The 25,473-nt window shown below is 69.4% G+C and carries 26 protein-coding genes and 1 pseudogene; 11 read left to right on the top strand and 16 right to left on the bottom strand.

The features are described from left to right. Nucleotides 1-125 precede the first annotated feature (125 nt). A complete protein-coding gene (locus ACSDR0_RS24475; RefSeq protein ID WP_435291202.1) occupies nt 126-851 on the top strand; it encodes a hypothetical protein in 726 nt (241 codons plus the stop codon). Nucleotides 852-912: 61 nt separating this feature from the next. On the opposite strand, the gene ACSDR0_RS24480 is transcribed toward ACSDR0_RS24475, so the two are convergent. Together ACSDR0_RS24480 and ACSDR0_RS24485 are read right to left on the bottom strand one after the other, a co-directional pair. Then, nucleotides 913-1,551, bottom strand: coding sequence for a response regulator (locus ACSDR0_RS24480; RefSeq protein WP_435291203.1), 639 nt, complete (start codon nt 1,549-1,551; stop codon nt 913-915). Nucleotides 1,552-1,642: 91 nt separating this feature from the next. Further along, nucleotides 1,643-2,773, bottom strand: coding sequence for a GAF domain-containing sensor histidine kinase (locus ACSDR0_RS24485; protein ID WP_435291204.1), 1,131 nt, complete (start codon nt 2,771-2,773; stop codon nt 1,643-1,645). Between the two features lie 123 nt (nt 2,774-2,896). Here ACSDR0_RS24485 and ACSDR0_RS24490 point away from each other — a divergent pair, with 123 nt between their 5' ends. The 5 genes from ACSDR0_RS24490 to ACSDR0_RS24510 all read left to right on the top strand — a co-directional run bounded on the left by ACSDR0_RS24490 (nt 2,897) and on the right by ACSDR0_RS24510 (nt 7,128). Beyond that, nucleotides 2,897-3,562: an SDR family NAD(P)-dependent oxidoreductase gene (locus ACSDR0_RS24490; RefSeq protein ID WP_435291205.1), complete on the top strand. Its 666-nt coding sequence runs from the start codon at nt 2,897-2,899 to the stop codon at nt 3,560-3,562. 89 nt (nt 3,563-3,651) lie between these two features. Beyond that, on the top strand, nt 3,652-4,749 hold the full coding sequence (locus tag ACSDR0_RS24495) for an S-adenosylmethionine:tRNA ribosyltransferase-isomerase (RefSeq protein WP_435291206.1): 1,098 nt from the start codon (nt 3,652-3,654) through the stop codon (nt 4,747-4,749). 91 nt (nt 4,750-4,840) lie between these two features. After that, nucleotides 4,841-5,380: a hypothetical protein gene (locus ACSDR0_RS24500; RefSeq protein WP_435291207.1), complete on the top strand. Its 540-nt coding sequence runs from the start codon at nt 4,841-4,843 to the stop codon at nt 5,378-5,380. A gap of 287 nt (nt 5,381-5,667) precedes the next feature. After that, nucleotides 5,668-6,216 (top strand): hypothetical protein, encoded by a 549-nt coding sequence (locus ACSDR0_RS24505; protein ID WP_435291208.1) that lies wholly within the window; start codon nt 5,668-5,670, stop codon nt 6,214-6,216. 231 nt (nt 6,217-6,447) lie between these two features. Next, nucleotides 6,448-7,128: a response regulator transcription factor gene (locus ACSDR0_RS24510; protein WP_435291209.1), complete on the top strand. Its 681-nt coding sequence runs from the start codon at nt 6,448-6,450 to the stop codon at nt 7,126-7,128. Between the two features lie 187 nt (nt 7,129-7,315). On the opposite strand, the gene ACSDR0_RS24515 is transcribed toward ACSDR0_RS24510, so the two are convergent. Together ACSDR0_RS24515 and ACSDR0_RS24520 are read right to left on the bottom strand one after the other, a co-directional pair. Further along, nucleotides 7,316-8,185 (bottom strand): lysophospholipid acyltransferase family protein, encoded by an 870-nt coding sequence (locus ACSDR0_RS24515; RefSeq protein WP_435291210.1) that lies wholly within the window; start codon nt 8,183-8,185, stop codon nt 7,316-7,318. Further along, nucleotides 8,182-9,012 carry a GNAT family N-acetyltransferase gene (locus ACSDR0_RS24520; protein WP_435291211.1) on the bottom strand — a complete coding sequence of 277 codons (831 nt, stop codon included), beginning with the start codon at nt 9,010-9,012 and terminating at the stop codon, nt 8,182-8,184. Before ACSDR0_RS24520 ends, ACSDR0_RS24515 begins: the two co-directional genes overlap by 4 nt. 115 nt (nt 9,013-9,127) lie before the next feature. Here ACSDR0_RS24520 and serB point away from each other — a divergent pair, with 115 nt between their 5' ends. Continuing rightward, nucleotides 9,128-10,351: a phosphoserine phosphatase SerB gene (gene serB, locus ACSDR0_RS24525; protein WP_435291212.1), complete on the top strand. Its 1,224-nt coding sequence runs from the start codon at nt 9,128-9,130 to the stop codon at nt 10,349-10,351. Between the two features lie 12 nt (nt 10,352-10,363). On the opposite strand, the gene ACSDR0_RS24530 is transcribed toward serB, so the two are convergent. The 4 genes from ACSDR0_RS24530 to ACSDR0_RS24545 all read right to left on the bottom strand — a co-directional run bounded on the left by ACSDR0_RS24530 (nt 10,364) and on the right by ACSDR0_RS24545 (nt 14,852). After that, the gene (locus ACSDR0_RS24530) at nt 10,364-10,837 is read right to left on the bottom strand and encodes a SixA phosphatase family protein (protein ID WP_435291213.1); all 474 of its coding nucleotides are present in this window, start codon (nt 10,835-10,837) and stop codon (nt 10,364-10,366) included. Nucleotides 10,838-11,018: 181 nt separating this feature from the next. After that, nucleotides 11,019-13,349, bottom strand: coding sequence for a sodium-translocating pyrophosphatase (locus ACSDR0_RS24535; RefSeq protein ID WP_435291214.1), 2,331 nt, complete (start codon nt 13,347-13,349; stop codon nt 11,019-11,021). A 703-nt stretch (nt 13,350-14,052) separates the two neighbouring features. Beyond that, nucleotides 14,053-14,499, bottom strand: coding sequence for an ATP-binding protein (locus tag ACSDR0_RS24540; protein WP_435291215.1), 447 nt, complete (start codon nt 14,497-14,499; stop codon nt 14,053-14,055). Nucleotides 14,500-14,501: 2 nt separating this feature from the next. Beyond that, a complete protein-coding gene (locus ACSDR0_RS24545) occupies nt 14,502-14,852 on the bottom strand; it encodes an STAS domain-containing protein (protein ID WP_030916965.1) in 351 nt (116 codons plus the stop codon). A gap of 253 nt (nt 14,853-15,105) precedes the next feature. Here ACSDR0_RS24545 and ACSDR0_RS24550 point away from each other — a divergent pair, with 253 nt between their 5' ends. Continuing rightward, on the top strand, nt 15,106-17,358 hold the full coding sequence (locus ACSDR0_RS24550; RefSeq protein ID WP_435291216.1) for a DEAD/DEAH box helicase: 2,253 nt from the start codon (nt 15,106-15,108) through the stop codon (nt 17,356-17,358). 31 nt (nt 17,359-17,389) lie between these two features. On the opposite strand, the gene ACSDR0_RS24555 is transcribed toward ACSDR0_RS24550, so the two are convergent. From ACSDR0_RS24555 to ACSDR0_RS24580, 6 genes and pseudogenes are all read right to left on the bottom strand, one after another. Beyond that, a complete protein-coding gene (locus ACSDR0_RS24555; protein ID WP_435291217.1) occupies nt 17,390-17,944 on the bottom strand; it encodes an Rv3654c family TadE-like protein in 555 nt (184 codons plus the stop codon). Nucleotides 17,945-18,051: 107 nt separating this feature from the next. Continuing rightward, entirely contained in the window at nt 18,052-18,432 is a 381-nt protein-coding gene (locus tag ACSDR0_RS24560) for a TadE family type IV pilus minor pilin (RefSeq protein ID WP_435291218.1), read from the bottom strand. After that, nucleotides 18,429-18,566: a DUF4244 domain-containing protein gene (locus ACSDR0_RS24565; RefSeq protein ID WP_435291219.1), complete on the bottom strand. Its 138-nt coding sequence runs from the start codon at nt 18,564-18,566 to the stop codon at nt 18,429-18,431. The genes ACSDR0_RS24560 and ACSDR0_RS24565 overlap by 4 nt, the downstream gene beginning before the upstream one ends. A 392-nt stretch (nt 18,567-18,958) precedes the next feature. Next, entirely contained in the window at nt 18,959-19,177 is a 219-nt protein-coding gene (locus ACSDR0_RS24570; protein WP_435291220.1) for a hypothetical protein, read from the bottom strand. 959 nt (nt 19,178-20,136) lie between these two features. Then, nucleotides 20,137-20,865, bottom strand: coding sequence for a type II secretion system F family protein (locus tag ACSDR0_RS24575; RefSeq protein WP_435291221.1), 729 nt, complete (start codon nt 20,863-20,865; stop codon nt 20,137-20,139). Nucleotides 20,866-21,206: 341 nt separating this feature from the next. Beyond that, nucleotides 21,207-21,767, bottom strand: a pseudogene (locus tag ACSDR0_RS24580) (CpaF family protein); the annotation flags it as partial. 30 nt (nt 21,768-21,797) lie between these two features. Between ACSDR0_RS24580 and ACSDR0_RS24585 the strand changes: the two are divergent. Beyond that, complete coding sequence (locus ACSDR0_RS24585) at nt 21,798-23,258, top strand: recombinase family protein (protein ID WP_435291230.1); 1,461 nt, start codon at nt 21,798-21,800, stop codon at nt 23,256-23,258. 81 nt (nt 23,259-23,339) lie between these two features. Here ACSDR0_RS24585 and ACSDR0_RS24590 read toward each other — a convergent pair whose 3' ends face one another. Both ACSDR0_RS24590 and ACSDR0_RS24595 read right to left on the bottom strand, forming a co-directional pair. Next, nucleotides 23,340-23,492 carry a hypothetical protein gene (locus ACSDR0_RS24590; protein WP_435291222.1) on the bottom strand — a complete coding sequence of 51 codons (153 nt, stop codon included), beginning with the start codon at nt 23,490-23,492 and terminating at the stop codon, nt 23,340-23,342. Continuing rightward, nucleotides 23,489-23,632, bottom strand: coding sequence for a hypothetical protein (locus tag ACSDR0_RS24595; protein ID WP_435291223.1), 144 nt, complete (start codon nt 23,630-23,632; stop codon nt 23,489-23,491). The genes ACSDR0_RS24590 and ACSDR0_RS24595 overlap by 4 nt, the downstream gene beginning before the upstream one ends. Nucleotides 23,633-23,837: 205 nt before the next feature. On the opposite strand from ACSDR0_RS24595, the gene ACSDR0_RS24600 reads away from it, so the two are divergent. Continuing rightward, nucleotides 23,838-23,993, top strand: a complete 156-nt coding sequence (locus tag ACSDR0_RS24600; protein WP_435291224.1) for a hypothetical protein — start codon at nt 23,838-23,840, stop codon at nt 23,991-23,993. A gap of 675 nt (nt 23,994-24,668) precedes the next feature. Further along, on the top strand, nt 24,669-25,433 hold the full coding sequence (locus ACSDR0_RS24605) for a helix-turn-helix domain-containing protein (RefSeq protein WP_435291225.1): 765 nt from the start codon (nt 24,669-24,671) through the stop codon (nt 25,431-25,433). Nucleotides 25,434-25,473 lie beyond the last annotated feature (40 nt).

Genomic DNA, 25,473 nt, shown 5'->3' on the forward strand with positions numbered 1-25,473 from the left:
AACCAAAGATACGCAAACAAGTAATGTAGAGGTAGATCATTCACCCTTCCGACGTGTCCTGCTTACGTCATAATTCATGAAACAAATGGTGACTACGATCACCCCTAGCTCGTGCGGAGACGCCCATGCGCCGAAGCTTCGGCACGCTCCTAGGTCTCAGCCTCATCGCTCCGCTCGCGATCGTCCCCACCGCCTCGGCCGCCGCCACGAACGCGGCGCCCCCGGCCTCCTCCGGAGTCCTGCCCGCGGCCCCGGCGGGCGTTCTGGCCGCGGCCCCGTCCGGGGTGCGGCAGGACAAGCCGTGGTCGGCGTTCAAGGTCTCGGTGAAGGCCCCGAAACGGGTCGGGAACGGCCGCGAGTTCATGTACGAGGTCAAGGTCACCAACCGGGGACCCAGCAAGGCCGACTACTACTACGTCGGCGGAACCGTTCTGCCGAAGGGCATCAACGACACCGTTTACTACAAGGGCCCCAAGGGCACCGACTGCGACTTCTACGACGACGGCTTCTGGTGCGTGACGCCGTGGATCCTCGAGAAGGGCGAGTCCGACACGGTACGCATCTGGGTCAAGCTCAACAAGCGGACCAAGGGCATCGCGGTCGCCAAGCTCGGTGCCGACACCTGGAACGTCCCGACCGGGGGCGGGGACCTCGGCCGTTCGGAATGGGAGCGGCTGGCCTTCCCCCACTGGTACTACCTCAAGACGGTCAAAACCAAGATCGTCCATCCCACGCCGCCCAAACCCAAGCCCAAGGGCGGAGGGGGCGGTTACAACCCGCCACCACCGCCACCTCCCCCGCCGCCGCCGCCCCCGCCGCCGGACCGGCGCGAGGAGAAGAAGGACACCTGACGCCGTAGAGGTCTCCGGCTCGGAGACCCCGCCTGACCAGGCGACCCGTCAGGTCAGGCAGTCAGGCCAGGCCGTTCCGCACCGCGTAGAGGGCGGCCTGGGTCCTGTCCTGCACGCCCAGCTTCATCAGCACGTTGGAGACGTGGGTCTTCACCGTCTTCTCCGCCACCGCGAGCTGCCTGGCGATCTCCCGGTTGGAGCGGCCCGACGCGATCAGCGCGAGCACCTCGCGCTCCCGATCGGTCAGCGGCGTCACCCTCCCGCCCTCCCGCGCGGCCTGGGCCGGTCCCTGGCCGGACAGCATCGCCTCGGCGGCCTCGGGAGCGAGCAGCACCTGGCCACCGTGCACCGCCCGGATCGCGTGCACGAGCGAGGCCGGTTCGACGTCCTTGTAGAGGAAGCCCGCCGCGCCCGCCCTCATCGCCGGGGCCACGTCGCCCCTGTCGCTGACCGAGGTCAGCACGAGCACCCTCGGCGACAGCCCCCGCTCCCCCAGCAGGAGCAGCGCGCCGAGCCCGTCGAGGACCGGCATTCTCAGATCGAGCAGCAACACGTCGGGGGCGAGGGACTCCACCAGCGCGACCGCCTCGGCGCCGTCGGCGGCCTCGCCGACCACGTCGAGGTCTTCCTGCAGGTCCAGGAAGGTACGGAGCCCCTGCCTGACGACCGGGTGGTCGTCGGCGATCAGGACGCGGATCACACGCACACCTCCAACCGGGCCGCGGACGGCGAACCGCACAGGCGCCTCTCCGGGCCACCGGCCACGCGGTCATCCCCCTCCGAACCCCCGATCACACGCACACCTCCATCCGGACGAGCGTGCCCCTTCCCGGCTCCGACGTCACCCGCACGCTCCCGCCGACGGCCTCCGCCCTGTCGCCCATCGAGGCGATGCCCAGCCCTCGTCCCGCCGCGGCGGTCACGTCGAACCCGGCCCCGTCGTCACTCACCTCAAGGAACACGCCCCCGCCCTCGCAGCCGAGCCGCACCCCGACGGCACGCGCCGCCGAGTGCCTGGAGGCGTTGTGCAACGCCTCCTGGGCCACCCGCAGGACGGCCACCTCGATCGCTGGTTCGAGCTCGCACACCGGGGACTCCTCGAACGAGAACGACGCCGGGTGGAGCCGGTCGAGCAGGCGGACGTGCTTGCGGAGCGTCTCGGCCAGGCCATGCCGGTCGAGCTCGGCCGGGCGGAGCTCCACGATCACCGCGCGCAGCTCGGCCAGCGCCTCACCCGCCAGCCGCTCCACCCGGTCGAGCTCCCGCAGCGCCCGTACGGGATCGCCGACGATCAGCGACGCCGCGGCCTGGGCGGTGAGGCGCAGCGAGAACAGCTTCTGGGTCACCGCGTCGTGCAGCTCCCTGGCCATCCGGGTGCGCTCCTCCACCAGCGTGAGCTCGCGGCCCCGCTCGTACAGGCGGGCGTTGGTGAGGGCGATCGCGGCGTGCGCGGCGAACATGGTGAGCAGCCGCTGGTCGGCCTCTGTGAAGCCGCCGGGGGCCCGCTTGTTGGACAGGAAGATGATGCCGAGCACCTCGTCCCCGTCGAGTATCGGCACGCCGAGGAAGTCCTTGAGCACCGGATGGGCGCGGGGCCAGTATTCGAACCTGGAGTCCCTGCGGATGTCGGGCAGCCGGACCGGCGCGCCCTCGCGCAGCATGGCGCCGAGCATGCCGTGCTGGCGGGGCATGGGCCCGATCGCCTCCCACTGCTCGTCGGAGATGCCCTCGGCGACGAACTCGGCGAACGCCCCCTGGTCGTCGGGCACGCCCAACGCGGCGTAGCGGGCGTCCAGCAACCGCCGCGCCGACCGCACGATGACCTGGAGCACCTCACGGACCGACAGATGTCTGGTCACCGCGAGGACGGCCGAACTCACCGCGTGCAGCACGGCGTCCCGGTCCTCACTCTCGGAGCTCACGAACCGACTCTAGGCCGCGGCGGGCACCCACCGCGTACGCCATCGGTCCTAGGCCCATCAGCCCACCTCGGGCCCGGTCCCGCGGCCGATGTGCGGCGGGCGCGCGGCTCCTAGCGTCGGGGCATGACGAAGACGGCACTCATCACCGGCGCCTCCCGCGGCCTCGGCCTGGCACTGGCCCGCTCCCTCGCCGCCGACGGCTGGCGGCTCATCCTCACCGCGCGCGGCGAGGACGCGCTGCGATCGGCCGCGGACGAGTTCGGCGCCCTCGCCCTGGCCGGAGACGTCGCCGACCCCGCTCACCGGGACCGGCTGGCGCGGGCCGTACGGGAACACGGCGGACTGGACCTGCTGGTCAACAACGCGTCGGGGCTGGGCGCGGTCCCGCTGCCACCGCTGGCCGGATACCCGGTCGACACGCTCGAGGAGCTGTTCAGGGCCAACGTGCTGGCCCCGCTGGCACTGATCCAGGCGAACCTGCGCGGGCTCAGGGAGCGGCGCGGCGCGATCGTGAACATCTCCTCCGACGCGGCGGTGGAGGCGTACGAGGGCTGGGGCGGATACGGCGCGACCAAGGCGGCCCTGGAGCAGCTCTCCCACGTGCTGGCCGTCGAGGAGCCGGACGTCGCGGTCTGGTGGGTCGATCCGGGCGAGATGTCCACCGCCATGCTCGCCGACGCGGTCGGCGCCGGGGAGGCGGCGCAGGCCCCGGGCCCGGAGACCGTCGTGCCCACCCTGCGGCGGCTGATCGCCGATCGCCCCGGCAGCGGCCGGGTGAGGCACGGATGAGCGGACGGATCATCGAGCGAGGAGGACGCATGAGAGCGGCAGGGGAATCCGTACGGCCGGGCGGGACGAGAGCCGGACGGGAAGGGGTCGTGAGCGGACGGGGAGGGGGCACGAAGTCCGCGGCGGACGCCATGGCCGCGGACTTCGTGCTCCCTCGCGAGCTGGAGGCGCACGAGCCGCCGGAGGCCCGGGGGCTGGCCCGTGACGGGGTGCGCCTGCTGGTCTCCGACCGAGGCACCGGAGAGGTCGGCCACCACGCGTTCGCCGAGCTTCCCGGCCTGCTCGGCCCCGGCGACCTGCTGGTGGTCAACAACTCCGGCACGCTCCCCGCCGCCGTCCGGCTCGACCGGCTCGCGGTGCACTTCTCCACCGAGCGCGAGGACGGAACCTGGCTGGTCGAGCTCCGCCGGCGCCGGGAGCGGGCGGGTTTTCCCGGGGGCGCCGTCCCAGGGGAGCCCGGGAGCGCGGAGACGGCCGGTGAGCCCTACGGGGGCGGCGCGGACGGGGAGTGGCTGCCGCTGCCGGGCGGGGCGACGCTGCGGCTGCTGGGGCGCGAGACGCCGCGCCTGTGGCGGGCGAGCCTGGACCGCGAGGTCACGGGCTACCTCCGCCGGTACGGCGTGCCGATCCGCTACTCGTACGTGGACAGGGACTGGCCGCTGGCCGACTACCAGACCGTGTTCGGGGTGCGGCCGGGCAGCGCGGAGATGCCCAGTGCGGGGCGGCCGTTCACCACCGGGCTGGTGACCTCCCTGGTGTCGCGCGGAGTCGGGATCGCGCCGATCACCCTGCACACGGGGGTGGCGTCCCCGGAGAAGGACGAGCCGCCCTATCCGGAGCGGTTCGAGGTGCCCGAGGCCACCGCGCGGCAGGTGGAGCTGGCACGCGCGTCCGGCGGCCGGGTGATCGCGGTCGGCACGACCGTGGTCAGGGCGCTGGAGACGGCCGCGCTGGCCACCGGCCGGGTCCGGGCCGCGGACGGCTGGACCTCGCACATCGTGACCCCCGAGGTCGGCGTGAGGGCGGTGAACGGCCTGCTCACCGGGTTGCACGAGCCGCGCTCCAGCCACCTGCTGATGCTGTCGGCGATCGCCGGCCGCGACCTGCTCTCGCGCTCGTACGCGGAGGCGCTCCAAGAGGGCTATCTCTGGCACGAGTTCGGTGACGTCCACCTGATCACCGGTTAGCGGGCCAGTCAGCCACAAGGGTTTCACAAGTCGGGCCCCGCATGCTGAGCCGGTAATCAACGGGATCGACGAAATCCGACTGGAGCAAAAAATGCGCCGGCACCTGACCGCCTTCGCCGCCATCGCCCTGGCGGGAGGCATGCTGCTCACCCCCGGGACCGCGAACGCCGTGGCTCCCCGGATCACCGCGTCACAGGGGGTCGCGGACAAGCCGCTCGCGCCGCTGAGGACGACCGTCTCCTACCCGCGCAGGGCCTGGGCGGGCGACTCGTACGTCTACACGCTCAAGATCAAGAACATCGGCAGCTGGTACACCGACATCGCCTACGTCGGCGGCTACCTTCCCACGCAGGTTTCCAAGATCCGCATCATCGGCAAGCCCTCCGGCTCGTACTGCGAAATCTCGGGGCGTGAGGTGGGCTGCCTGCTCGACACCCTGAACCCCGGCAGGACGGCCACCCTCAAGGTCAGGGTGTGGCTGAGGAACAGCGCCCGGGGCACCGCGTCCGCCAATTTCGGTTCGGTCTCGATCGACGTCCCCGCGGGCGGGCTGGACACCCTGAACATCCACGGCATCGACGTCGGCACCGACGTCAAGTACGTGCGGGTGAAGACCCGGGTCCTCCGCTAGCCGCGCATTTCCGGCGTGCCACCTTCTGACCAGGGGCGATTACCGAAAGCAATGGAAATCACCACGCCCGGAACACTCGGGAACGCCCTGGACGGTAACGACGTGGCACGCGTGGGACGGGCCCACGCGGGTTCCCGTGTCACCCGGTACGACGCCGCGCCGAACGGTCCCATTCAAATCACATGAAGAAATATAATTTCTCTTTACATCTACATATGTGATAAAACGCTGCGGACTTTATGGGACGTTCCAGGCGTCCCCTTGACTCTTCAGCTGGGAGACGTTTGATGCGCCACCCGATCTCCAAGATCGCCGCTCTTGCTCTGGTCACCCCGCTGGTCGGCGGCATGCTCTTCACCGCCCCCGCCTCGGCCGCCTCGGCGCAGGCACCGGCGGCCGTCCAGGATGAGCCGTACTCCACCTTTGCCGTCACCGTTTCCGCGCCGAAGAAGGTCAAGGCCAACGGCAAGATCACCTACAAGATCAAGGCGGTCAACAAGGGCCCTCACCCGGCCGACTACTTCTTCATCGGCGGCCTGCTGCCCAAGGGCGCGAAGCTCACCTCGGTCGCCGGCCCCAAGGGCACCCAGTGCGACAACTACGAAGACGGGTTGTGGTGCTGGGGTCCCAACGTCGTGGAAGTCGGCGACTACGAGGCCATGGCGCTCACGGTGAAGCTCGGCAAGAAGTCGGGGCGGACCGCGGAGGCCATCCTCGGCGTCGACAGCTTCGACGTCCCGACCGGCGCCGAGACCCTCTCCAGGGACGAGCTGGAGCGCATGGGCCTCAAGCACTGGTACTTCGTGAAGAAGGTCAAGACCAAGATCGTGCGCTGACTTCACCTTCAGAGCCGATTCCATCTTCAAAAGGGGCCCCGTCCTGCCACAGGCCGGGGCCTCCGCCTTTTCCGCGTTCCGGAACTTCACGTTCCGACGAATACCCCTCCGGGGAGGACGGCCGGCTTTCGCCGACCCGGTTCCCGGCAAGGGTGCGGGCAACCTCATGTACACGGCGCCCGCGTACCGGACAGGATCTCCCCATGGCGAGTTCCGGACGGCAGGCGATCCATGGCTGAACTGAGAATCGTCCTGGCCGAGGACCACTACCTGGTTCGCGAGGGCACTCGCAGGCTCCTGGAGACCTCCGGCGAGATCGAGGTGGTGGCCGCCGTGGGCACCGCGGACGAGTTGCTCGACGCCGCCAGGCGGTTGCGTCCCGACGTGGTGGTCACCGACATCCGGATGCCGGGCTCAGCCGGCCTCGTCCGTCCCGGAATGGAGGGCATCGACGCGGCACACCGCATCCGCGCCGCCTCACGGGACATCGGGGTCGTGGTGCTCTCCCAGTTCTCCGACGCGATGTTCGCCCTGGACCTGTTCAGGGACGGCACCGAGGGCCGCGCGTACCTGCTCAAGGACCGGGTCGGTGACATCGACGAGCTGCTCGGCGCGATCAGGTCGGTGGCCGGGGGCGGCTCGGTGATCGATCCCAAGGTGGTGGAGGGCCTGCTGGCCAAGCGCGGGGTACGCGGCGGTCCCCCGCCCGCCGAGCTGACGCCCAGGGAGCTGGACGTGCTCAGGGAGATGGCGCACGGCCTGTCCAACGGGGGCATCGCCCGCACCCTGCACCTGTCGGTCTCCGCGATCGAGAAGCACGTCAACTCGATCTTCATGAAGCTGGCCCTGGAGAACAGCCCCGACACCCACCGCCGGGTGGCGGCCGTCATCGCCTATCTGGGCTCGGCCTGACCGGGGCCTGACCGGGGCCGGAACGCGGGATCGGCTCGGGACCGGCTCGGAAACAGCTCGGGACCGGCTCGGAAACAGCTCGGGACCGGCTCGGAAACAGCTCGGGACCGGCTCGGAAGCAGCTCGGAAGCGGCTCCGGGCGCCGGACGTCGAGACACCCGCAGGCGGAGATGGTCCGCCGCTCGGTTCAGGCGGCGACAGGGAGCCCGTGCGCGGCCCCGGCGACCAGCACCGAGGCGACGGACGACTCGGTGGCCCAGGCCAGTTCCCTGCGGTCTCGTCCCCACACCGCGGGCAGCATCGTCACCTCCACCGTCAGCCGCCGGACGGCCACCACACGGCGGACCGAGGCCCACAGGAAATCGTCACCGACGTAGGCGGGCCCGGTGGCCAGGGTGTCCTCGCCTTCCAGATACCTGATCGCCACCGGTCTGACCGGGGCCCCGGCGTCCAGGGCCGCCTGGAACACGGCGGGCCTGAAGGAGCCCATCCCGCGCCCGCACCAGGTCGTCCCCTCGGGAAAGGCCACCACCGGATGGCCGTCGGCGAGCGCCGCGGCCACACCGTCGACGGCCTCGGGCAGCGCGAGGAGCCGGTCCCTGTCGATGAACAGCGCGCCCGCGCCCGCCGCCAGCAGGCCGACCACCGGCCACGCCCTGACCTCCTGCTTGGCGAGCGGGCGGCACGGCAGGACCGCCGCCATGACGAGCGGGTCCAGCCACGACACGTGGTTGGCCACGACCAGCGGAGCGGCCCCGGACGGCCCGCCGGTGACCGGACGAGGCCCGGAGACCGATCCGGCCATGAACGCGAACCCCTGCCGCACCTCGATCCGTATACCGATGGCCCGCAGCACCAGCCGGGACCAGGCGCTCGTCAGCCGGGCCCTGCTCGGCGTACCGAGCCCGCGGGCCGCGAGCGCGAGCGCCACCCCCGCCAGGACGATCAGTACGGCCGCCACCAGCCGCAGCGCCCTGCGCGGCCCGGCGGCCCTCGACCCCGGCGGGAACAGGCAGGCCTCGGGCGTGCACGGCGCCACCGGCACCCACGGGTTCATGATGTGGTTCCCAGGAAGTAGCGCAGGTAGCGGGGGTCCGCCTCGGCCATCGAGAGCAGGACGAAGAAGTCGGCCGTGCCGAAGTCGGGATCGTGGGCGGGCGGGCCGCAGACCCAGGCGCCCAGCCTCATGTACCCGCGCAGCAGCGACGGCAGCGGCGGCCGTCCCTGCCCGGTGGCGGCCGTGCGCTCCGAGGCGTCCTCCCGCTGTGACGGCACGGATCCGGGCGCGATCGAGGGCGCCGAAGCGGAGCCGGCCGGATCGCTTCTCCGGCGAGGGGAGCCTGAGACCGGGCCCGCCCGCCAGGGACGGTGCGGCGTGACACGGTAGCCCGGCGGGGAGAGCGGCACCCGCTCCATGATCCCGGCGGCGTCGGCCACCGGCACCGAGCAGCACCCGGCCAGCCAGCCGTACCCCCCGGCCACCATGTAGCGGGCGATTCCCGTCCACATCAGCCCGAGCACCGCACCACTCCGGTGGCTCGGGTGCACGCAGGCCCTGCCGGCCTCGACCATGTTCCCCCGGATGCCGGCCAGCGCGCCGAGGTCGAACTCGGAGTCGGAGTAGAGGCGATCGGCGCGGCGAGGGGCGAGCAGCCGGTAGGTGCCGACGACCTCCCCCGTGTCGTCGCATTTCACCAGAAGGTGATCGCAGTAGGCGTCGAGCGGATCGACGTCCAGGCCGGTGATGGGACTGTCCAGCCGGGCGCCCATCTCCTCGGCGAAGACGCGGTGGCGCAGGCGCTGGGCCTCGCGCATCTCGACGGCGGTAGCTGCCAGCCCGACGCTGTAGCGGGCGAGGCGCGGCTCCATGGGAAGGGTCGTCATGAGTTCATGAAGACAGTCGCAGGTGACATGGGACCTGAGGGCCCCGCGAACTCCAGGCGTCCGGATGATGAACCGCATTCACGGTCGAATCCGGAGCCAAGTACCGTAGGAACCGATGAACCAGCGCACGCTTCTGATCACGTTGAACGGCCCCGACCGACCGGGCGTGACCTCGCGCCTCTTCTCGGTCCTGGCCGGCTTCCCCGTCATCGTCGCCGACGTGGAGCAGGTCGTCATCCGCGGCCGGCTCACCCTCGGCGTCCTCGTCTCGTACGCGGGTGACACGCCGACCGGCACCGGCGGCACCCTCGGGGCCCTGTGGACCGCCGTCGAGCGGACCGCCGAGGACCTCGGCCTGCAGGTGGAGCTGTCCACCGGCTCCGACCCCAAGGAGAAGCGGCGCAGGGGGCGGCTCGACGTCACCGTGCTCGGCTCGCCGCTGCAGCCCGCCGCCATGGCGGGCATCGCGGGGCGGATCGCCGCGGCCGGTGCCAACATCGACCGGATCGAGCGCCTGTCCAGCTACCCGGTGACCTGCATCGAGCTGTCCCTCTCCGGCGCCGACCCCGACACCCTCAGGGCGGAGCTTGCCATCGAGGCGCACGTCCAGCAGGTCGACGTGGCCGTGCAGCGGACCGGCCTGCACCGCAGGGCCAAGCGGCTGATCGTGATGGACGTCGACTCGACGCTCATCCAGGCCGAGGTGATCGAGCTGCTGGCGGCGCACGCCGGCTGCCTGGAGGAGGTCGCCAGGGTCACCGAGGAGGCGATGCGCGGCGAGCTCGACTTCGCCGAGTCGCTGCGCCGCCGGGTCGCGCTGCTCGAGGGCCTCTCGGAGGAGGTCTTCGAGAAGGTACGCGAGGAGCTCGTGCTGACTCCCGGCGCCCGGACGCTGGTGCGGACGCTCAAGCGGCTCGACTACCGGTTCGCGATCGTCAGCGGCGGGTTCACGCAGCTCACCGACGCCCTCGTGGAGGACCTCGGGATCGACTACTCCGCGGCCAACACCCTGGAGGTCGTCGACGGCGTGCTGACCGGGCGGGTCGTCGGCGAGATCGTCGACCGGCCGGGCAAGGCGCGGGCGCTGGAGCGCTTCGCCCGCGAGGCGGGCATCCCGATCAGCCAGACCGTGGCCATCGGCGACGGCGCCAACGACCTGGACATGATCGCGGCGGCCGGTCTCGGCATCGCGTTCAACGCCAAGCCGGTGGTCCGCCGCGCCGCCGACACCGCGGTCAACGTGCCCTATCTCGACTCGATCCTCTATCTGCTCGGCATCCCCCGCGCCGAGGTGGAGGACGCCGACGCCGAGGACGGTGTCACCGCCGCCGACCGTTGACCCGGCCGGATCTCACCGCTTCTTGGGTTTCCAGTGGGCGATCCCGCGACCGGAGTCGAGCCCGGCCCACTCCCCGTCGACCTCGATGACGGCGAAAGCGCCGGGCGGGAATCCGGTGTCGCCGTCGACGGTGGTGAGCTGCCTGACCAGTTCGTGGACCCCGGGGTTGTGGCCGACCAGGACCAGCGTGCGGACCTCCGGGTCGCTCCGCCGGATCAGCGTGAGCAGCTCGTCGGAGTACGCCTCGTATATGGCCGGTTCGATCAGGATCTCCGCACCGGGTAGTGCCAGGTCAGCGGTCTGCCTGGTCCGTACCGACGGCGAGCAGAGCACCAGGTCGGGGGTGAGGTCCATGTCGGCGAGGGCCGCGCCGACCCTGAGGGCGTCGCGCTCGCCGACATCGGTGAGGGGACGCTCGCGGTCGGCGAGGCCGGAGGTGTGAACCGCCTTGGCGTGACGCAGGACGACGAGCGTGCGTGCCGTCATCGCGACGCCCACACGGCGAGACCCACGATCACCGCGAACACCGCGGCCATCGCCAGCAGGATGAGGACGAGTGTCTTGCCTCCGGAGGGCTGCTGTTCCATACCGGCCAGTTTCCCATTGGGGTGGCCCGCACACGCCGAAGGGGTGCACGCGGCCCGTGCACCCCTTCGTCAAACCTTGCTCAGCTGGAGACCGGCTCCGGCTTCCGGTCGGAGTTGTTCTCCTCCGTCGGGGCGATACTCGCCGAACGACGCTTGGAGACGACCACCGCGCCGACGACGACGCCGACGGCCAGCACCGTGATGCCGATGCGCAGCACGGGGCTGTCGGCGTAGGTCACCACGGCCGGAGCGATCAGCAGCGCCACGAGGTTCATCACCTTGAGGAGCGGGTTGATCGCCGGTCCGGCGGTGTCCTTGAACGGGTCGCCGACGGTGTCACCGATGATGGTGGCCTCATGGGCCGGCGAGCCCTTGCCACCGTGGTGGCCGTCCTCGACCAGCTTCTTGGCGTTGTCCCAGGCACCACCGGAGTTGGCCAGGAACACCGCCATGAGCGTGCCGCACGCGATGGCACCGGCCAGGAACGCGCCGAGCGGGGCGTACCCGAGGGCGAAACCGACGGCGATCGGGGTCAGCACGGCCAGCAGGCCGGGCGTGGCCAGCTCCCGCAGCGAGTCGCGGGTGCAGATGTCGACGACCCTGCCGTAGTCGGGCAGCTCCGTCCCGGCCATGATCCCCGGCTTGGTGCGGAACTGCTCGCGTACCTCGAAGACCACCCGCCCGGCCGCGCGGCCGACCGCCATGATCGCCAGGCCGGAGAACATGAACACCACCGCGGCGCCGATGATCAGACCGACCAGCACGTTCGGGGAGTCGACGCTCAGGCTGAACGTGCTGAACGGGCCCAGCGCCTCCTTCACGCTCTGCGTCGCGCTCGTCAGCTGGGTCTCGACCGCCGTACGGAACGCGCCGAACAGCGCGGTCGCGGCGAGCACGGCGGTGGCGATCGCGATGCCCTTGGTGATCGCCTTGGTGGTGTTGCCGACGGCGTCCAGCGAGGTGAGCACCTGCGCGCCCTCGCCCTCGACGTCGCCGGACATCTCGGCGATGCCCTGGGCGTTGTCGGAGACCGGGCCGAAGGTGTCCATCGACACGATCACGCCGACCGTGGTCAGCAGGCCGGTGCCCGCCAGTGCCACGGCGAACAGGGCGATCGTGACGTTGCCGAAGCCCAGCAGGAAGGCCCCGTAGACGGCGGCTCCGATGATCAGCGCGGAGTAGACCGCCGACTCCAGGCCGACGCTGATGCCGGACAGGATGACCGTGGCGGGGCCCGTACGGGAGCTCTCGCCGATGTCCCGCACCGGGCGGCGGTTCGTCTCGGTGAAGTAGCCGGTGAGGATCTGGATGGCGCTCGCCAGCACCAGGCCGATGAGCACCGCCCCGATCGCGATCAGGCGCGGGTCCGAGGTGACCGCGGCGATCTCCGGGCTCACACCGGTCAGGCCGGAGAAGCTGGCCGGCAGGTAGAGGTAGGCCGCGACGGCGACGAGGATCGCCGAGATGGCCGCCGAGATGAAGAAACCCCGGTTGATCGCGGCCATCGCGTTGCGGTCGCCGGCGCGCGGGGCGGTGACGAAGATGCCGATGATCGCCGTGATCACACCGATCATGGGCACGATCAGCGGGAACACCAGTCCCTCGGTGCCGAAGGCCACCCTGCCCAGGATGAGGCTGGCGACCAGCATGACCGCGTAGGACTCGAACAGGTCGGCGGCCATGCCCGCGCAGTCGCCCACGTTGTCGCCGACGTTGTCGGCGATGGTGGCGGCGTTGCGCGGATCGTCCTCGGGAATGCCCTGCTCGACCTTGCCGACCAGGTCGGCGCCGACGTCGGCGGCCTTGGTGAAGATGCCTCCGCCGACTCGCATGAACATGGCGAGCAGCGCGGCGCCGAAGCCGAAGCCCTCCAGCACGGCCGGGGCGTCGCCCCCGTAGGTGATCACCACCACGGCCGCGCCGAAGAGGCCGAGGCCAACGGTGATCATTCCGGCCACGCCACCGGTGCGGAAGGCGATCCGCATGGCGACCTTCTCACCGGACGCGCGGGCCGCGGCGGCGACGCGGACGTTGCCACGGACCGCCAGCCACATGCCGATGAATCCGGTCAGCGCGGAGAACAGCGCGCCGACGACGAAGAAAGCCGATCTGCCGATCCTCACGCTGGTCGTCTCGGCGGGGAGAAGATACAGCAGGAATGGGATCAGGATGACGAATAGCGCGAGCGTCCGGAACTGCCGCGTAAGGTACGCGGAAGCCCCTTCCTGGACGGCTCTCGCGATGTTCTGCATACGTTCGGTGCCTTGATCGGCGGCCAGCACCTCCCGCACCAACGTGCCGGCGACGGCGAGTGCGAGCAGGGCGACGACGGCGACCACGATCACGATGTTGAAGTGGTAACCACTCAGGGACACCGCTGGCTCTGCAGCGGCGAGATGGAGCACAGACATCCGACTCTCCTTGGCAAGACGGGAACACGTCCTGCCCGGAGTGCGCTGCGGTGAGTGTTAGGAGGCTGAAGCGGCGCACGTCCGGGATGGTTGGCAGTGCCGCTTCCAGTTGCAGACCCCCACGGAGTGCGGCTCGCGTGCGGGCCGCTCCGAAGGATAAACCTTGGCCGGTTCCGGGAGTCTACGCAGCGACGACGCGGATATGAAGCCTCTGCCAGCGCCCAATTGACGACACGACCGGCACCTCTCGGCGACCGACCTGCTTATGAGGTCATTTCACCCGTCACACCTGTCCCGGGAGCCCTGTTTCCCCTCAATTTCAGACAAGAAACATTCAAATTAAGTTTTGTCCGAAATTAAAATCCCCTCGGGGAACGACCGGGCGCGTCCGTGTGGACGTCACAGACGGCCCTTCGGCCCGACCGGCCGCCAACCCTCCCGGACATGTCCGTGTGGCCTCACGGGCCCCTCCGGCCGGACGACGACCACCTTCCCGGACGAACAGCCGGGTCGCGGGTCTCCTTTGGCCCCCCTCCCGGATCGGGAGGTTTTTCCGGCCAACCGGCCGCCTACCCCTCCACGGGCGAACAGCCGGGCACGTCCACGTGGACGCCGCGGGATTCCCCCGGCCGACCCGCCCACTCCCTGCAACGAACAGCCGGGCGCGTCCATGTGGACACGCCCGGCCGCCGAAGTCTTCTTGTCAGACCGGAGACAGTCCGTTCGTCGCCGCCGGCCAGCTCATGCGAATGCACATGCCCTTCTGGCTCGGGTAGACCTGAACGTCGTCGGCCAGCCCCGCGATGACCGCGATGCCGAAACCGGCCATCAGGTCATCGGGAAGCTGCCCGAACGGATCGTCGAACCCCAGAAGGGCACGATCATGCTCCAGCTCGTCACTGGGGGCGGAGTCGGTGACTGTCACCTCGAAACGCCCCGAGTCATCACGTAGCTCGATCCGGATCGGCTCTCCCGGACAGTGGAGGCGATGTGCCTCCACGGCCCGTGAGCATGCCTCTCCGACAGCGAGCCTTACCTCGTCCAGCAACGACTCCTGCACGCCGGTGCGCCTGGCGATAGCCGTGGCCACCAGGCGCGCCGTTCGCACATGCGCGGGGAGAGCGCTGAACGTCAACTCGACGGTAGCCACGACTACTTGTCTCGACCGTGAGCTTCCTTGGCCTCGTCGACCGAGGCGTAGATCCCGAAGACCTTCGTCAGCCCGGTGATCCGGAAAATCTTCAGGATGCGCTCCTGGGTGCAGACAAGCTCCAGTGAGCCATCGTGCGCCCTAACTCGCTTGAGCCCGCCGACCAGGACACCAAGGCCCGTGGAGTCAAGGAAGTCGACCTTCTCCATGTTGACGAGCAGGTGGAAATTCCCCTTGTTGACCAGGTCGATCAGGAGCTCACGCAATCTGGGCGCGGTGTAGACATCGATCTCACCCTCGACCTCAACGATGGTGAGACGGTCCTCGGAATGGTGGTCCAACTTCAGATCCACAGATCCTCCAGCGCCTTGCCTGCGAAAGTACTGATTAGAGCATGCCTCCTGGGGCCGGGTGACCCCCGGACGACAAGCCCTGACGCGCGGCATTCAACCATGCGTACGCTCAGTGTCTATACGAAATCACGATTCCCGGCGACTCTGCCCACAGATGTGAGACTGGAAACCAGTGACCCCGCCCTCATCCTCGCCCCTCAGAGCGGGCACCGCACTCAGCCGCCTCCTCAATGTTCCCGCACGTCGGGAGCGCGTGACCCACGTGGAGCACGTTCCCGCACGTCAGGCGGGTGAGACCGGATGGCCGGACTGGGTCGACCAGCGACTGGTTACGCGCTGGGCGAACCACGGTATTTCTGGCCTGTGGCCGCATCAGGCCGAGGCCGCGGACTTGATCCACCGTGGCCAAAACGTGATCATCTCCACAGGGACCGCATCGGGCAAGTCCCTCTCTTACCTGGTCCCGGCACTCTCCTCCACGCTCGAAGGCGGCACGATCCTCTATCTGTCGCCCAGCAAGGCACTGGCCGCGGACCAGCTCCGCGCGCTGCGCGAGCTCGACCCTCCCGGGCTCCGGGCCGCCACCTACGACGGCGACACCTCCTTCGAGGAGAGGGCCTGGGTGCGCAAGCACGCCAACTACGTCCTCACCAACCCGGACATGCTCCATCGCGGCCTGCTGCCCCGCCATGCCCAGTGGTCGCCCTTCTGGCGGCGGCTCAGGATGGTCGTCGTGGACGAGTGCCACGGCTACCGGGGCGTGTTCGGCTCCCACGTCGCGCAGATCCTGCGCCGCCTCCGCCGGATCTGCGCGCGCTACGGCTCCCAGCCGACCTTTCTGCTCTCCTCGGCGACGGCCAGCGAGCCCGGGATCTTCGCGAGGCGCCTGACAGGCCTCCAGATGGCCGAGGTGACCACGGACACCTCCCCCCGGGGCGCAACCACCTTCGCGCTGTGGGAGCCACCCCTGACCGATCTGCGCGGCGAGGGCGGCGCCCCTGTCCGCCGCCCGGCGACCGCCGAGAGCGCGGACCTCCTGGCCGACCTCGTCGCCTCCGACGTACGGACCCTGGCCTTCGTCCGCTCCCGCCGGGCCGCCGAGACCGTGGCCCTCACCACGCGGGCCAAACTCCAGGACCTCGTCATCGACGGGGAGGCTCCCGCGGACCTGCCCGGCAAGGTCGCGGCCTACCGGGCGGGATACCTGGCCGAAGATCGCAGGGGCCTGGAAAGGGCACTGCGCTCCGGCGAGCTGCTCGGCCTGGCGACGACCAACGCGCTGGAACTCGGCGTCGACGTCTCCGGGCTGGACGCCGTGCTCATCGCGGGGTGGCCGGGAACCCGCGCCTCCCTCTGGCAGCAGGCCGGGCGCGCCGGGCGGGACGGTCAGGACGCGCTGGCGGTGCTGATCGCCAGGGACGACCCCCTGGACACCTACCTCGTCCACCACCCGGAGGCCCTGTTCGGCCGTCCCGTGGAGACGATCGTGCTCGACCCCGACAACCCGTACGTGCTGGGACCCCACCTGTGCGCGGCCGCGGCCGAGATCCCGCTCACCCACGACGAGCTGGACATCTTCGGCCCGACCACCAAGGAGGTGCTCGCGGACCTGGTCGGGGGCGGCCTGCTCAGGGAACGCGCCGCGGGCTGGTTCTGGACCAGCCGGAACCGCGCCACCGACCTCGCCGACATCCGGGGAGCGGGCGCCGCGCCCGTTCAGGTCGTCGAGATGGCCACCGGGCGGCTGCTCGGCACAGTGGACGAGCCCTCGGCCCACTCCGCCGTGCACACCGGCGCCGTCTACGTGCACCAGGGAGAGACGTTCCTGGTGGCCGAGCTCGACCTGGAGGCGGGGGTCGCGCTGGTCGAGGCCGGGACTCCCGACTACACGACCTTCGCCAGGGACGTCACCGACATCTCGGTCATCGAGTCCCTGCGCTCCCACCCCCTCGGGCAGGGAGAGCTCCATTTCGGCGCGGTCGAGGTGACGAGCCAGGTCGTGGCCTATCTCAAGCGCCGAACCCAGAGCGGCGAGCTCATGGGGGACGAACCTCTCGACCTGCCCCCGCGCACGCTGCGGACCCGCGCCGTCTGGTGGACGCTGCCCACCTCGGCGATCATCCCCCTGGCAGAGGACGGCCTGGACCTCGGCGGCGCCGCGCACGCGGCCGAACACGCCTCCATCGGCCTGCTGCCGCTCTTCGCCACCTGCGACCGCTGGGACATCGGGGGCGTCTCCACAGAGCTCCACCCCGACACCGGGCTGCTCACCGTCTTCGTCTACGACGGCCACGAGGGGGGCGCCGGTTTCGCCGAACGTGGGTACGCCCGCGCGCGCGACTGGCTCACGGCCACCCGCGAGGCCATCGCCTCCTGCGAGTGCGAACGCGGCTGCCCGTCGTGCATCCAGTCTCCCAAGTGCGGCAACGGCAACGAACCCCTCGACAAAGCCGGAGCCCTCCGGCTTCTCGCCGTCCTGCTCTCCCAGGACGTGCCTCGGACGTGACAGCCAGATCTCGGCTTTGGTCAGCCCGCCGTCAAGGGCCGGGATCAGCGATGTGAACGGGGCCCGCACGTGCCCTGGCGATGATCGCCACCGGCCCCTTCAGGGGCAGCGAGACCTCCATGGACACCTCGATGTCCGCGATGCCGCCATCGCCGAGAGAACAGCGGGTGACCCTGGCCTCGTTGTCCGCGGCGAGCGAGGAGGCCCTCACGCAGCTCCGGCGCGGATCCGCGAGGGCCAGCCGGGCGGCGGCGAGCGCGCTCAGGTCGGCGGCACTCTGCGCCCGATGGCGCACGACCCTGGCCATGCCCGCGAACACGACCGCCGCCGCTACCGCGAAGACCAGCGCCATGAGCCCGATCGTCCAGATCGTCGCCGACCCCCGCTGCGCGTTCCCTCCACTCGTTCTCGTCCCGCCCCCTCCGCTCGTCGCCGACCCCCGCTGCGCTTTCCCTCCGCTCATCCTCGCCCCGCCCCCTCCACTCGTCCCTGGCCCGACCTCCCTCCTCCTATCCATATCGGCCTCTCCCCTCATATCCGCCCCGATCTCCCTTCTCCTGTCCGTCCCGATTTCTTGCCTTGCCATGGACGTCTCCTCTCCTCTCGCCCCCTGGCCCGATTTCCCGGTTTCCCGCCCCCTGGTTGGCACATGACCCGCGCCGCCGCAGCCACGGTCGGTGAGTGGGCCATGGCCTATCGCTCCGCCCCCGGCTCTGTGATGGACACGGCGGTCGCGTGAACGGTCACGCTCGGGAGCGAGGCGCCCCAGCGAGGCCTGACGCTCACGGACACCTCCACCCGCGCCATCTCCGCGCTCCGGGTCACCTCGACCACGGCACCCGCCGGAGCCACGGACAGGACGCCGCCTCGGACCCGCTCAAGGGATTCGCCGCGCGAGGCGGCCCGGGCCCCGGCCCGCGCGGCGTCCACGCACTCCAGCTGTGCCTCGACCGCCGCCACGGCCCACAGCCCGGCTCCCAGCACGACCATGAGGGCAGGCAGAGCCGCGGCCGTCTCCGCCGTCACCGAACCTCTGGACCGGCGGAAGGAGGTCACCGACGCCGGGAGGATCATCCGGCCACGGTGAGCGCTCGGTTGATCAGAGCTGTGATCATCTGCTGGACGTCGGAACTCGTCACCACCTTGAAGAGAAGTGCGGCGAAAGCGCAGGCGGCGATCGTTCCGACCGCGTACTCGGCGGTGGACATGCCTCGGTCACGATGTGCACCGGTGGTCAGCAGTGCCCATCGGGCACGCGGCCACCGTGACCACCGCGACCAACCGCGCCGCGCGTGAACAGCACTCGTTTGAGCCATCTGCTCCTCCTGGAGATTTCCACCGGACCCGCCGCCCGGCATCGGTCACGCCAGGGTTCTCCATGCACCCTCGGCCCTGTTGGCCCGAACGGCATTCTGTGGAAAACCCAGGTTGTCCACAGCCCGGAAAGCAGGGAATGGCTATGGAAAGCACGAAACAGCCCCCTTCTGTCGCGAGGAGCTGTTTCAGGCCCTAGCTGGGGAAGTTCCCGAAGCTCTATCCACAGGCATCACTGCTTTTCTGTGGATAACCCTGCACTGGCGGGGAAAAACCTGTGGATAACTTAGGGGAGCAGCACCTCGCCGGCGAGACCGGCCACGACAGGGATGATCCCCAGAAAGACGAAGGCGGGCAGAAAACACAGCCCCAGGGGAGCGACGGCCTGGACCCCGACCCGCTGGGCGGCCGCCGACGACGCGGCGCGGGCGGCATGGCGGGAGTCGTCGGACAGCCTGGTGAGGACATCGGCCACCGGTGCACCACTCAGCGCGGCCCGGCTCATGGCCCGCGCCAGAGAGGCGAGCGAGCGCTCGGAGGCCAGTGCCTGCCAGGCGGCTCTCCGGCGCGGCTCCCAGCCTCAGCTGGCCGCTCACCCAGGCCAGTCTCTCGCCGAGCGGCCCGCCGATCGCCTCCACCGTGACGTCGATGGCCCCGGTGATGGGCTGGCCGGCGCGCAGGCAGGCGACCATGAGGTCGGCCGCCAGCGGCAGATCCGCCGTAACCCGCCGGCGTTCCTCCCGCAGTTCGGGTGGTTCCCGCCTCCGCAGGACCGCCAGCGCGATCCAGAAACCGACGACGCCCGCGACCGCTCCCGGCAGACCGCCCACGGCCAGGAACGCCGCCAGCCCCGGGGCGAAAGCCGTCACGAGCTCGCCCCGGCCCGGCCGTCGCCTCCCCCTCGGCTCGCGAGCCCTCCCCGCGGACGCGTAGCGGGCCATCCCCGCGGACGCATCGCAGGTCCTCCCCTCGGACGCATCGCGAGCCGCGCTTGCGGACGTATGGCGAGCCACGCCCACGAACGCATCGTGAGCCGTTGGCGGTGGCGCGCTGCCAATCGCTCGCGGTGGCGCACCGCGAATCGTTCGCGGAGAGGGATCACGAGCCGTCCCCATGGGCGGGGAAAACGTGGGCGCTTCGACCTTCTGCCGCATTCCCGGGAACCTGGCCGGATGGAGTGAGCTCCATGCGCGACGGAGCCGGTCGGCGGGTTCTCTCCGGGTGCTCCACAGCCGAGCGGCGATTCCGGCGAGCACCATGGCCAGCAAGATGATCATCTCTCTCCTCCTCGCGGATTTGGCCGTGTGGACTTGGTCACGTGGACCGGACCACGCGGACCGGACCAGACGGGCCGGGTCACACAGACCTGGCCACGCGGACCGGATCAGACGGACCTGGCCACGCGGACCGGATCAGACGGACCTGGCCACGCGGACCGGATCAGACGGACCTGGCAGATGACCGTCAGACCTGCTGGGCACGAATGACCAGGCGGTGGGTCCACCACAGCCCGCAGGCGTCGAGTGTGAGGCCGACAACCAGGCAGCCGACGCCCGCCGGGCTGCCGAACAGGAAGTGCAGGGGGCGCATGCCGAGACCGGCAGCCATCAGCAGGCCGAGAACGGGCAGGCCCGCCAGCAGCCGGGCCGTGGCGCGGGGACCGGCGAGCTGGGCGGCGACGTCGTGACGATGAGCCTGCGCCTCACGCAGGGAACCGGCGACACGATCGACGAGAACGGCCAGGCCCGCCCCGGCGGTCACGCTCACCTTCCAGCAGGCGGCGAGCCCCCGGAATGCCTCACCTCCGTGTTCGGGTGCCACGGCCAGCAGGGCGGCGGGGACGTCGCCCCCGTCTCTCGCGGCCGCGGCCAGCGGGCGCAGGGCCACGGGATCGGGGAACCCCGCCGCCCCCACGGCCCGCGCCAGCGCCTCACCCGCCGTCCGCCCCGCCGCCAGCTCGGCGGCGAGACCCTGGCACAGCTCGATCGACGCGACCCGCCAGGCGTCCGCACGCCTGGAAGGCCGTGCCCGGGCGGTGAACCTCTCTCGAAGAGAACCCGACGCCGCCGGGCGGCGACGCCTCATCCGGCGCAGGCGGGCGGTGCCCGGGTCCGCTCCCGCCCACAACCACGCCGCCAGAGCGGCGAGAACCAGGGCGGTCACCATCATGGCGCCGGCCGTGACAGCGGCCACGACGTCGGTCGCGACATCGGCTCGTTGCAGCCCGGAGGATCTGGGACGTCCGGGTGAGGCTTCCGGCGGCGATGGGGCGCGAACACCGCCGGACATGAATCCGCGACGTCGAGCGATGACTCTCGCGGACGTGAAGGAGGATGACGTGAAAAATCTCCGGTCTCCGGAGACGAACTGCCGGGATGTGCGGAGGCGACACCTCGGCGGGGAGCGCCCCCGGAGGAAGTGACCGGTGAAGGAGCCTCGACCCGGGACGCTCCGGGAAACCCGTACGGCTGCGGCGGAGGGGACGGGACACGAGGCCCGCGACGAAGAACCGGCGAGGTGTGGATGCCGGGCGCTCGGGCCGCGAGAGCGGGCAGGCCCGGGCCTGGAGTCACCCGACCGTCCGGGGCGAAGGTGAGGGCCGATTCGGCCTCGACCAGCCCCGAGGGGCGGCGGACCATCATGCAGATCTCGGCGACCCGGCGACGGCCGTCGGCGTGGTCGCGGGCCAGGTGGATGACAACGTCCAGAGCGGCGGCGATCTGGCTGTGAACCGCCTCCCGGCTGAGGCCCGCCGCGCATCCCAGTGCTTCCAGGCGGGGAGGCACATCGGTCGCGGTGTTGGCGTGCAGGGTGCCGCAGCCCCCCTCGTGACCGGTGTTCAAGGCGCTGAGGAGCTCAACCACTTCGGCCCCTCGAACCTCTCCGACGACAAGCCGATCGGGGCGCATCCGCAGGGCCTGACGGACGAGGTCGCGCAGGCCGACACCACCCGCGCCCTCAAGGTTGGCCGGGCGCGACTCCAGGCGGACGACGTGGGGGTGAAGCGGCCTCAGCTCCGCGGAGTCCTCGACCAGCAGCAGTCTCTCCCCAGGGTGGGCCAGGGAGAGCAGGGCGGAGAGCATGGTCGTCTTACCGAAGGGCTCCGTATGACACCATTAAACACCATGAGCGAGTACACCCCCCAGCGCGCCGTAATCTTGTGCCGAATCAGCGACGCCCGCGACGAGGACACCACCGGAGTCGACGACCAGGAGCAGCACGGACGTCGGTGGGCCGACCGCCACGGTTGGAAGGTCTGGAAAGTCGTGGTGGAGAACGACGTGTCCGCCTACAAGCGGCGAAAGATCCAGCTCCCGGACGGCACCTACGGCCTGCGGACCGTCCGCCCGGGTCTGCGCGACACGATCGCGTGGCTGTCGACAGGCGAGGCCGATGGGCTGATTGCCTACGACCTCGACCGGGCCACCCGCGATCCCCGCGACCTCGAAGACCTGATCGACGCCGTTGAAATGCGGAAGCCACGGCCCCCAGTGGCGTCGGTCACTGGGTCGCTGCAACTCGATAACGACGCCGGTATCACCATGGCGCGGGTCATGGTGGCTGTGGCCAACAAGGCGTCCCGGGACACGAGTCGCCGCGTCGCAAACGCCCGCCTGCGCATGGCAACCAACGGCGAGTACGGCGGCGGGATCCGCCCGTTCGGCTTCCTGAAGGACGGCGTTACGGTGGAGCCGACCGAGGCGGCGGAGATCGTCAAAGCGACTGAGGCCCTTCTCGCGGGGGCGAGTCTCCGGTCTGCCGTCCGGTCGCTCAACGCGGCGGGTGTCTGGACGTCGCGCGGGAAGGAGTGGAGCACGGTCGAGCTTAGGGACGTGCTCAAGCGCGCCAGGAACGCCGGTCTGGCCGTATATAAGGGCGAGGTCGTGGGCAAGGCCTCGTGGCCTGCCATCGTCCCTGAAGAGTCGTGGCGGGCAGTCGTCGCGCTGCTGGATGACCCCGGGCGCAAGACGACCCCGGGCAACCGGGCACGGTGGCTCGGGTCCGGCCTCTATATCTGCGGGGGGTGTGGGGAGACGGTTATCTGCTCCCGCTCCGGCGGGGACCGGAACCCGTGCTATCGGTGCCGCCCGCCACGCGGAGAGCCGAGGCGTCCGGGCAACCACGTCACGCGGACGGCAGCGCCTCTGGACGAGTTCGTAGAGGAACTGGTCGTCGAACGCCTTTCCCAACCCGACGCAGTTGAGCTGCCCCTTCAAGACCGAGGCGAAGACGTTGCTCCCTTGCACGTCGAAGCCGTAACTCTGCGAGCGCGGCTTGACGAGCTGGCGATGTTGCACGCTGACGGGGCGATCGACGCTCGCCAGCTCGTGACAGGCAGCACCCGTCTCCGCAGTCAGCTTGAGAAGGTCGAGAGCCGGATCACCGCAGCGAGTCAAGGGAGCGTCTTCGCCGGAGTCGTCGGCACGGAGGACACACGGGCCACGTGGAAAGGGCTGGACCTCGGCCGGAAGCGTGCCATCCTCGACGCGTTGATGACCGTGACGATCCTTCCGGCCCGACAGGGGCGGGCCGCCGACGGCAGCTACTTCGACCCCACCTCGGTGAAGATCGAACCGAAGCGGTGACCATGTGCCTCCGCCGGCTTCGTCCCGGCTCACGCACACGCTACGGCTGAGCCGACTTGCCGCGACCATGACGCCCAGGAGTCAGGCAGCGTCGCTGGTGCTCGCCAGCTCATCGGAGGCAGCTGGGACCGCGCTGCCCAACAGGATCGAGATGCGAGCCTTCTGCTCGGTCGTGAGCGGCGGGAAGCCGCTGATGATTTCGCGGACAAGGGCAGCGTGCTGGTACTCGCTCACACGGCCGCCAGATCATTGTCGGCACCAGCGAGGGCAACACCGGGTGCACCGGGAACGTCAACCACCCCGATCGACAAGGGCACGAGAATCGCACGCACGAAAGAGTCATTCACCGCTTCCGCATTTGTCCAGTTGATCACGGACACGAGGGTACGGAGGGGACAGTTGCTAAACGCAAGCCCTTTGGGAAGTATGAAATTTCACATTATGACCAGTTACTAAGTTATTTGCCATTCCATGGATGCTTCTGATACCGGCCCCGAAGCTCCGTCTGATGTCCGCCGCTTCGATCAGGACAACCGCTCGTCTACGGCCTCCCCTCCTTTCCGGCAGTAGGGTCGGCGCATGATCGATGACTTCGACTCCGCCGCCGCCGATGGTCCAGAGTGGGATAGTCCGGGGACGTCGCTGGAGCCTGGCGACATGACCCGGGAGGAGTTCCTAGCGCTGGGGAACTCCGAGGAGGACGCCGACTTCTACTACGGCGAGGACGAGGCATGACCGCTCGGCCGTACGTCGGGACTCGATGTCCCAGGTGTGAGCTAGGGAACCGGCAGGGCCGGTGACGGCAGCCGGAGCGTCTCGACCTCCATGCCGCGTTGTTGGCCGGAGCCGAAGACATAGCCGAGGAATCCCAGTGTCCCCTCATAAATATCGGCCGAAGACCGTATAGATGGCCAGGCAGTCCGTCCCCAGCTCACTATGGGGCCCATTCCATTCCTACCGGCCTCGTTCCTCGGACTTCGGAGGTTTGTTCCTGCACACCAGCGCGCGCAGCGCGATGGTGCTCTAGCTCTTCTCTGTATGGATCTTCTCTCTATAAGACTTCTCCTTATAGCAGGCACTCTGTGAGCTATCCAACCGGTCTCCTGTGAGCCATTCCAGCGGTGCTCTGTGAGCCGGTCCAGCGGTGCCCTATGAGCTATGTGGGCCTGACCTGCGGGTTCTCCGGCGTACAAACTTTAGGCCTCCTATAGTTACTGACTTTTGTGGAGACCTTACAAAAACCCGAACTTAAGAGCCATTTTTATGGCCCGGAAACAATCGCTGGCTGCTTTGGCATTCATGTCCGGAAGGCGCACCCTGGTACCGTTTGATTGGGCTGAAAGCGGCCACAAAAAGGCCCGCAAGTGCTGGAACACTTCGGGCCGTGAGACGAAGGATAGGACTTCATCTGTGACCATAGTAGCAGGTCAGAGCGTTGAAAAATATTTCGGCTCGCTCCCCGAAACGTTCATCTGGTCGGACCAGATTTCACACAACGGGATCCGCCTGCTGGCTGTTCTGTACGCCCGTTGGACCCGGGAATTCTGGCCGATTGTGACAAATAAAGAGCTTGCCGAATGGACCAACCTGAGCGTCGCGACGATCAAGCGCGAGGTGTCGGCTCTGCAGGAGCTCGGGCTGATCAAGGTCATCAGAACCAGGGGCGGCAACCAGTACGAGCTAATCAGGGTCGAGTTTGAGGACGATACCTACCGTGGTCGGTACAAGGACAAGGTGAGCCGAAAGGCTTGGGCCAAGGTCTTCATCTCCCTGACGGCCAGCCCGATTTCGTCCGGCGCTCTCCGACTCTGGCTCATGCTCGACCGGATCGGCCGTGATTACGAGTGGATCATCTCCTCTCAGAGCGCGCTGGCCAAGTACCTGGGCGTGAAGGATCGCCAGATTCGGGTCTACCTGGACGAGCTCAAGGAGGCCGGTGTCTTGGAGTCGCGCCGTCGGAATCCCCTCGACAAGAACGAGTACCGGTTGATCCGTACGCCGGTCATGATCAAGGTGGCTGAGGAGCACGACGAGAGGCAGGAGCTCCGCAAGGCCACGAATCGGGTAGGCCGTTCGTGGCTTCTTGCCGTCGTCGGTGACGACCTTCAGAAGTGGATCGCGGAGAATGACGAGCTCACTAGTGCGGTGACCACGTACGTTAGCCGGGTTGATTGATCGGCTGACGATGGAGGCGTACTGATCTCGCTGTGGGTTA

It is taken from the genome of Streptosporangium sp. G11 (assembly GCF_051192615.1).
Classification (GTDB): Bacteria; Actinomycetota; Actinomycetes; order Streptosporangiales; family Streptosporangiaceae; genus Streptosporangium.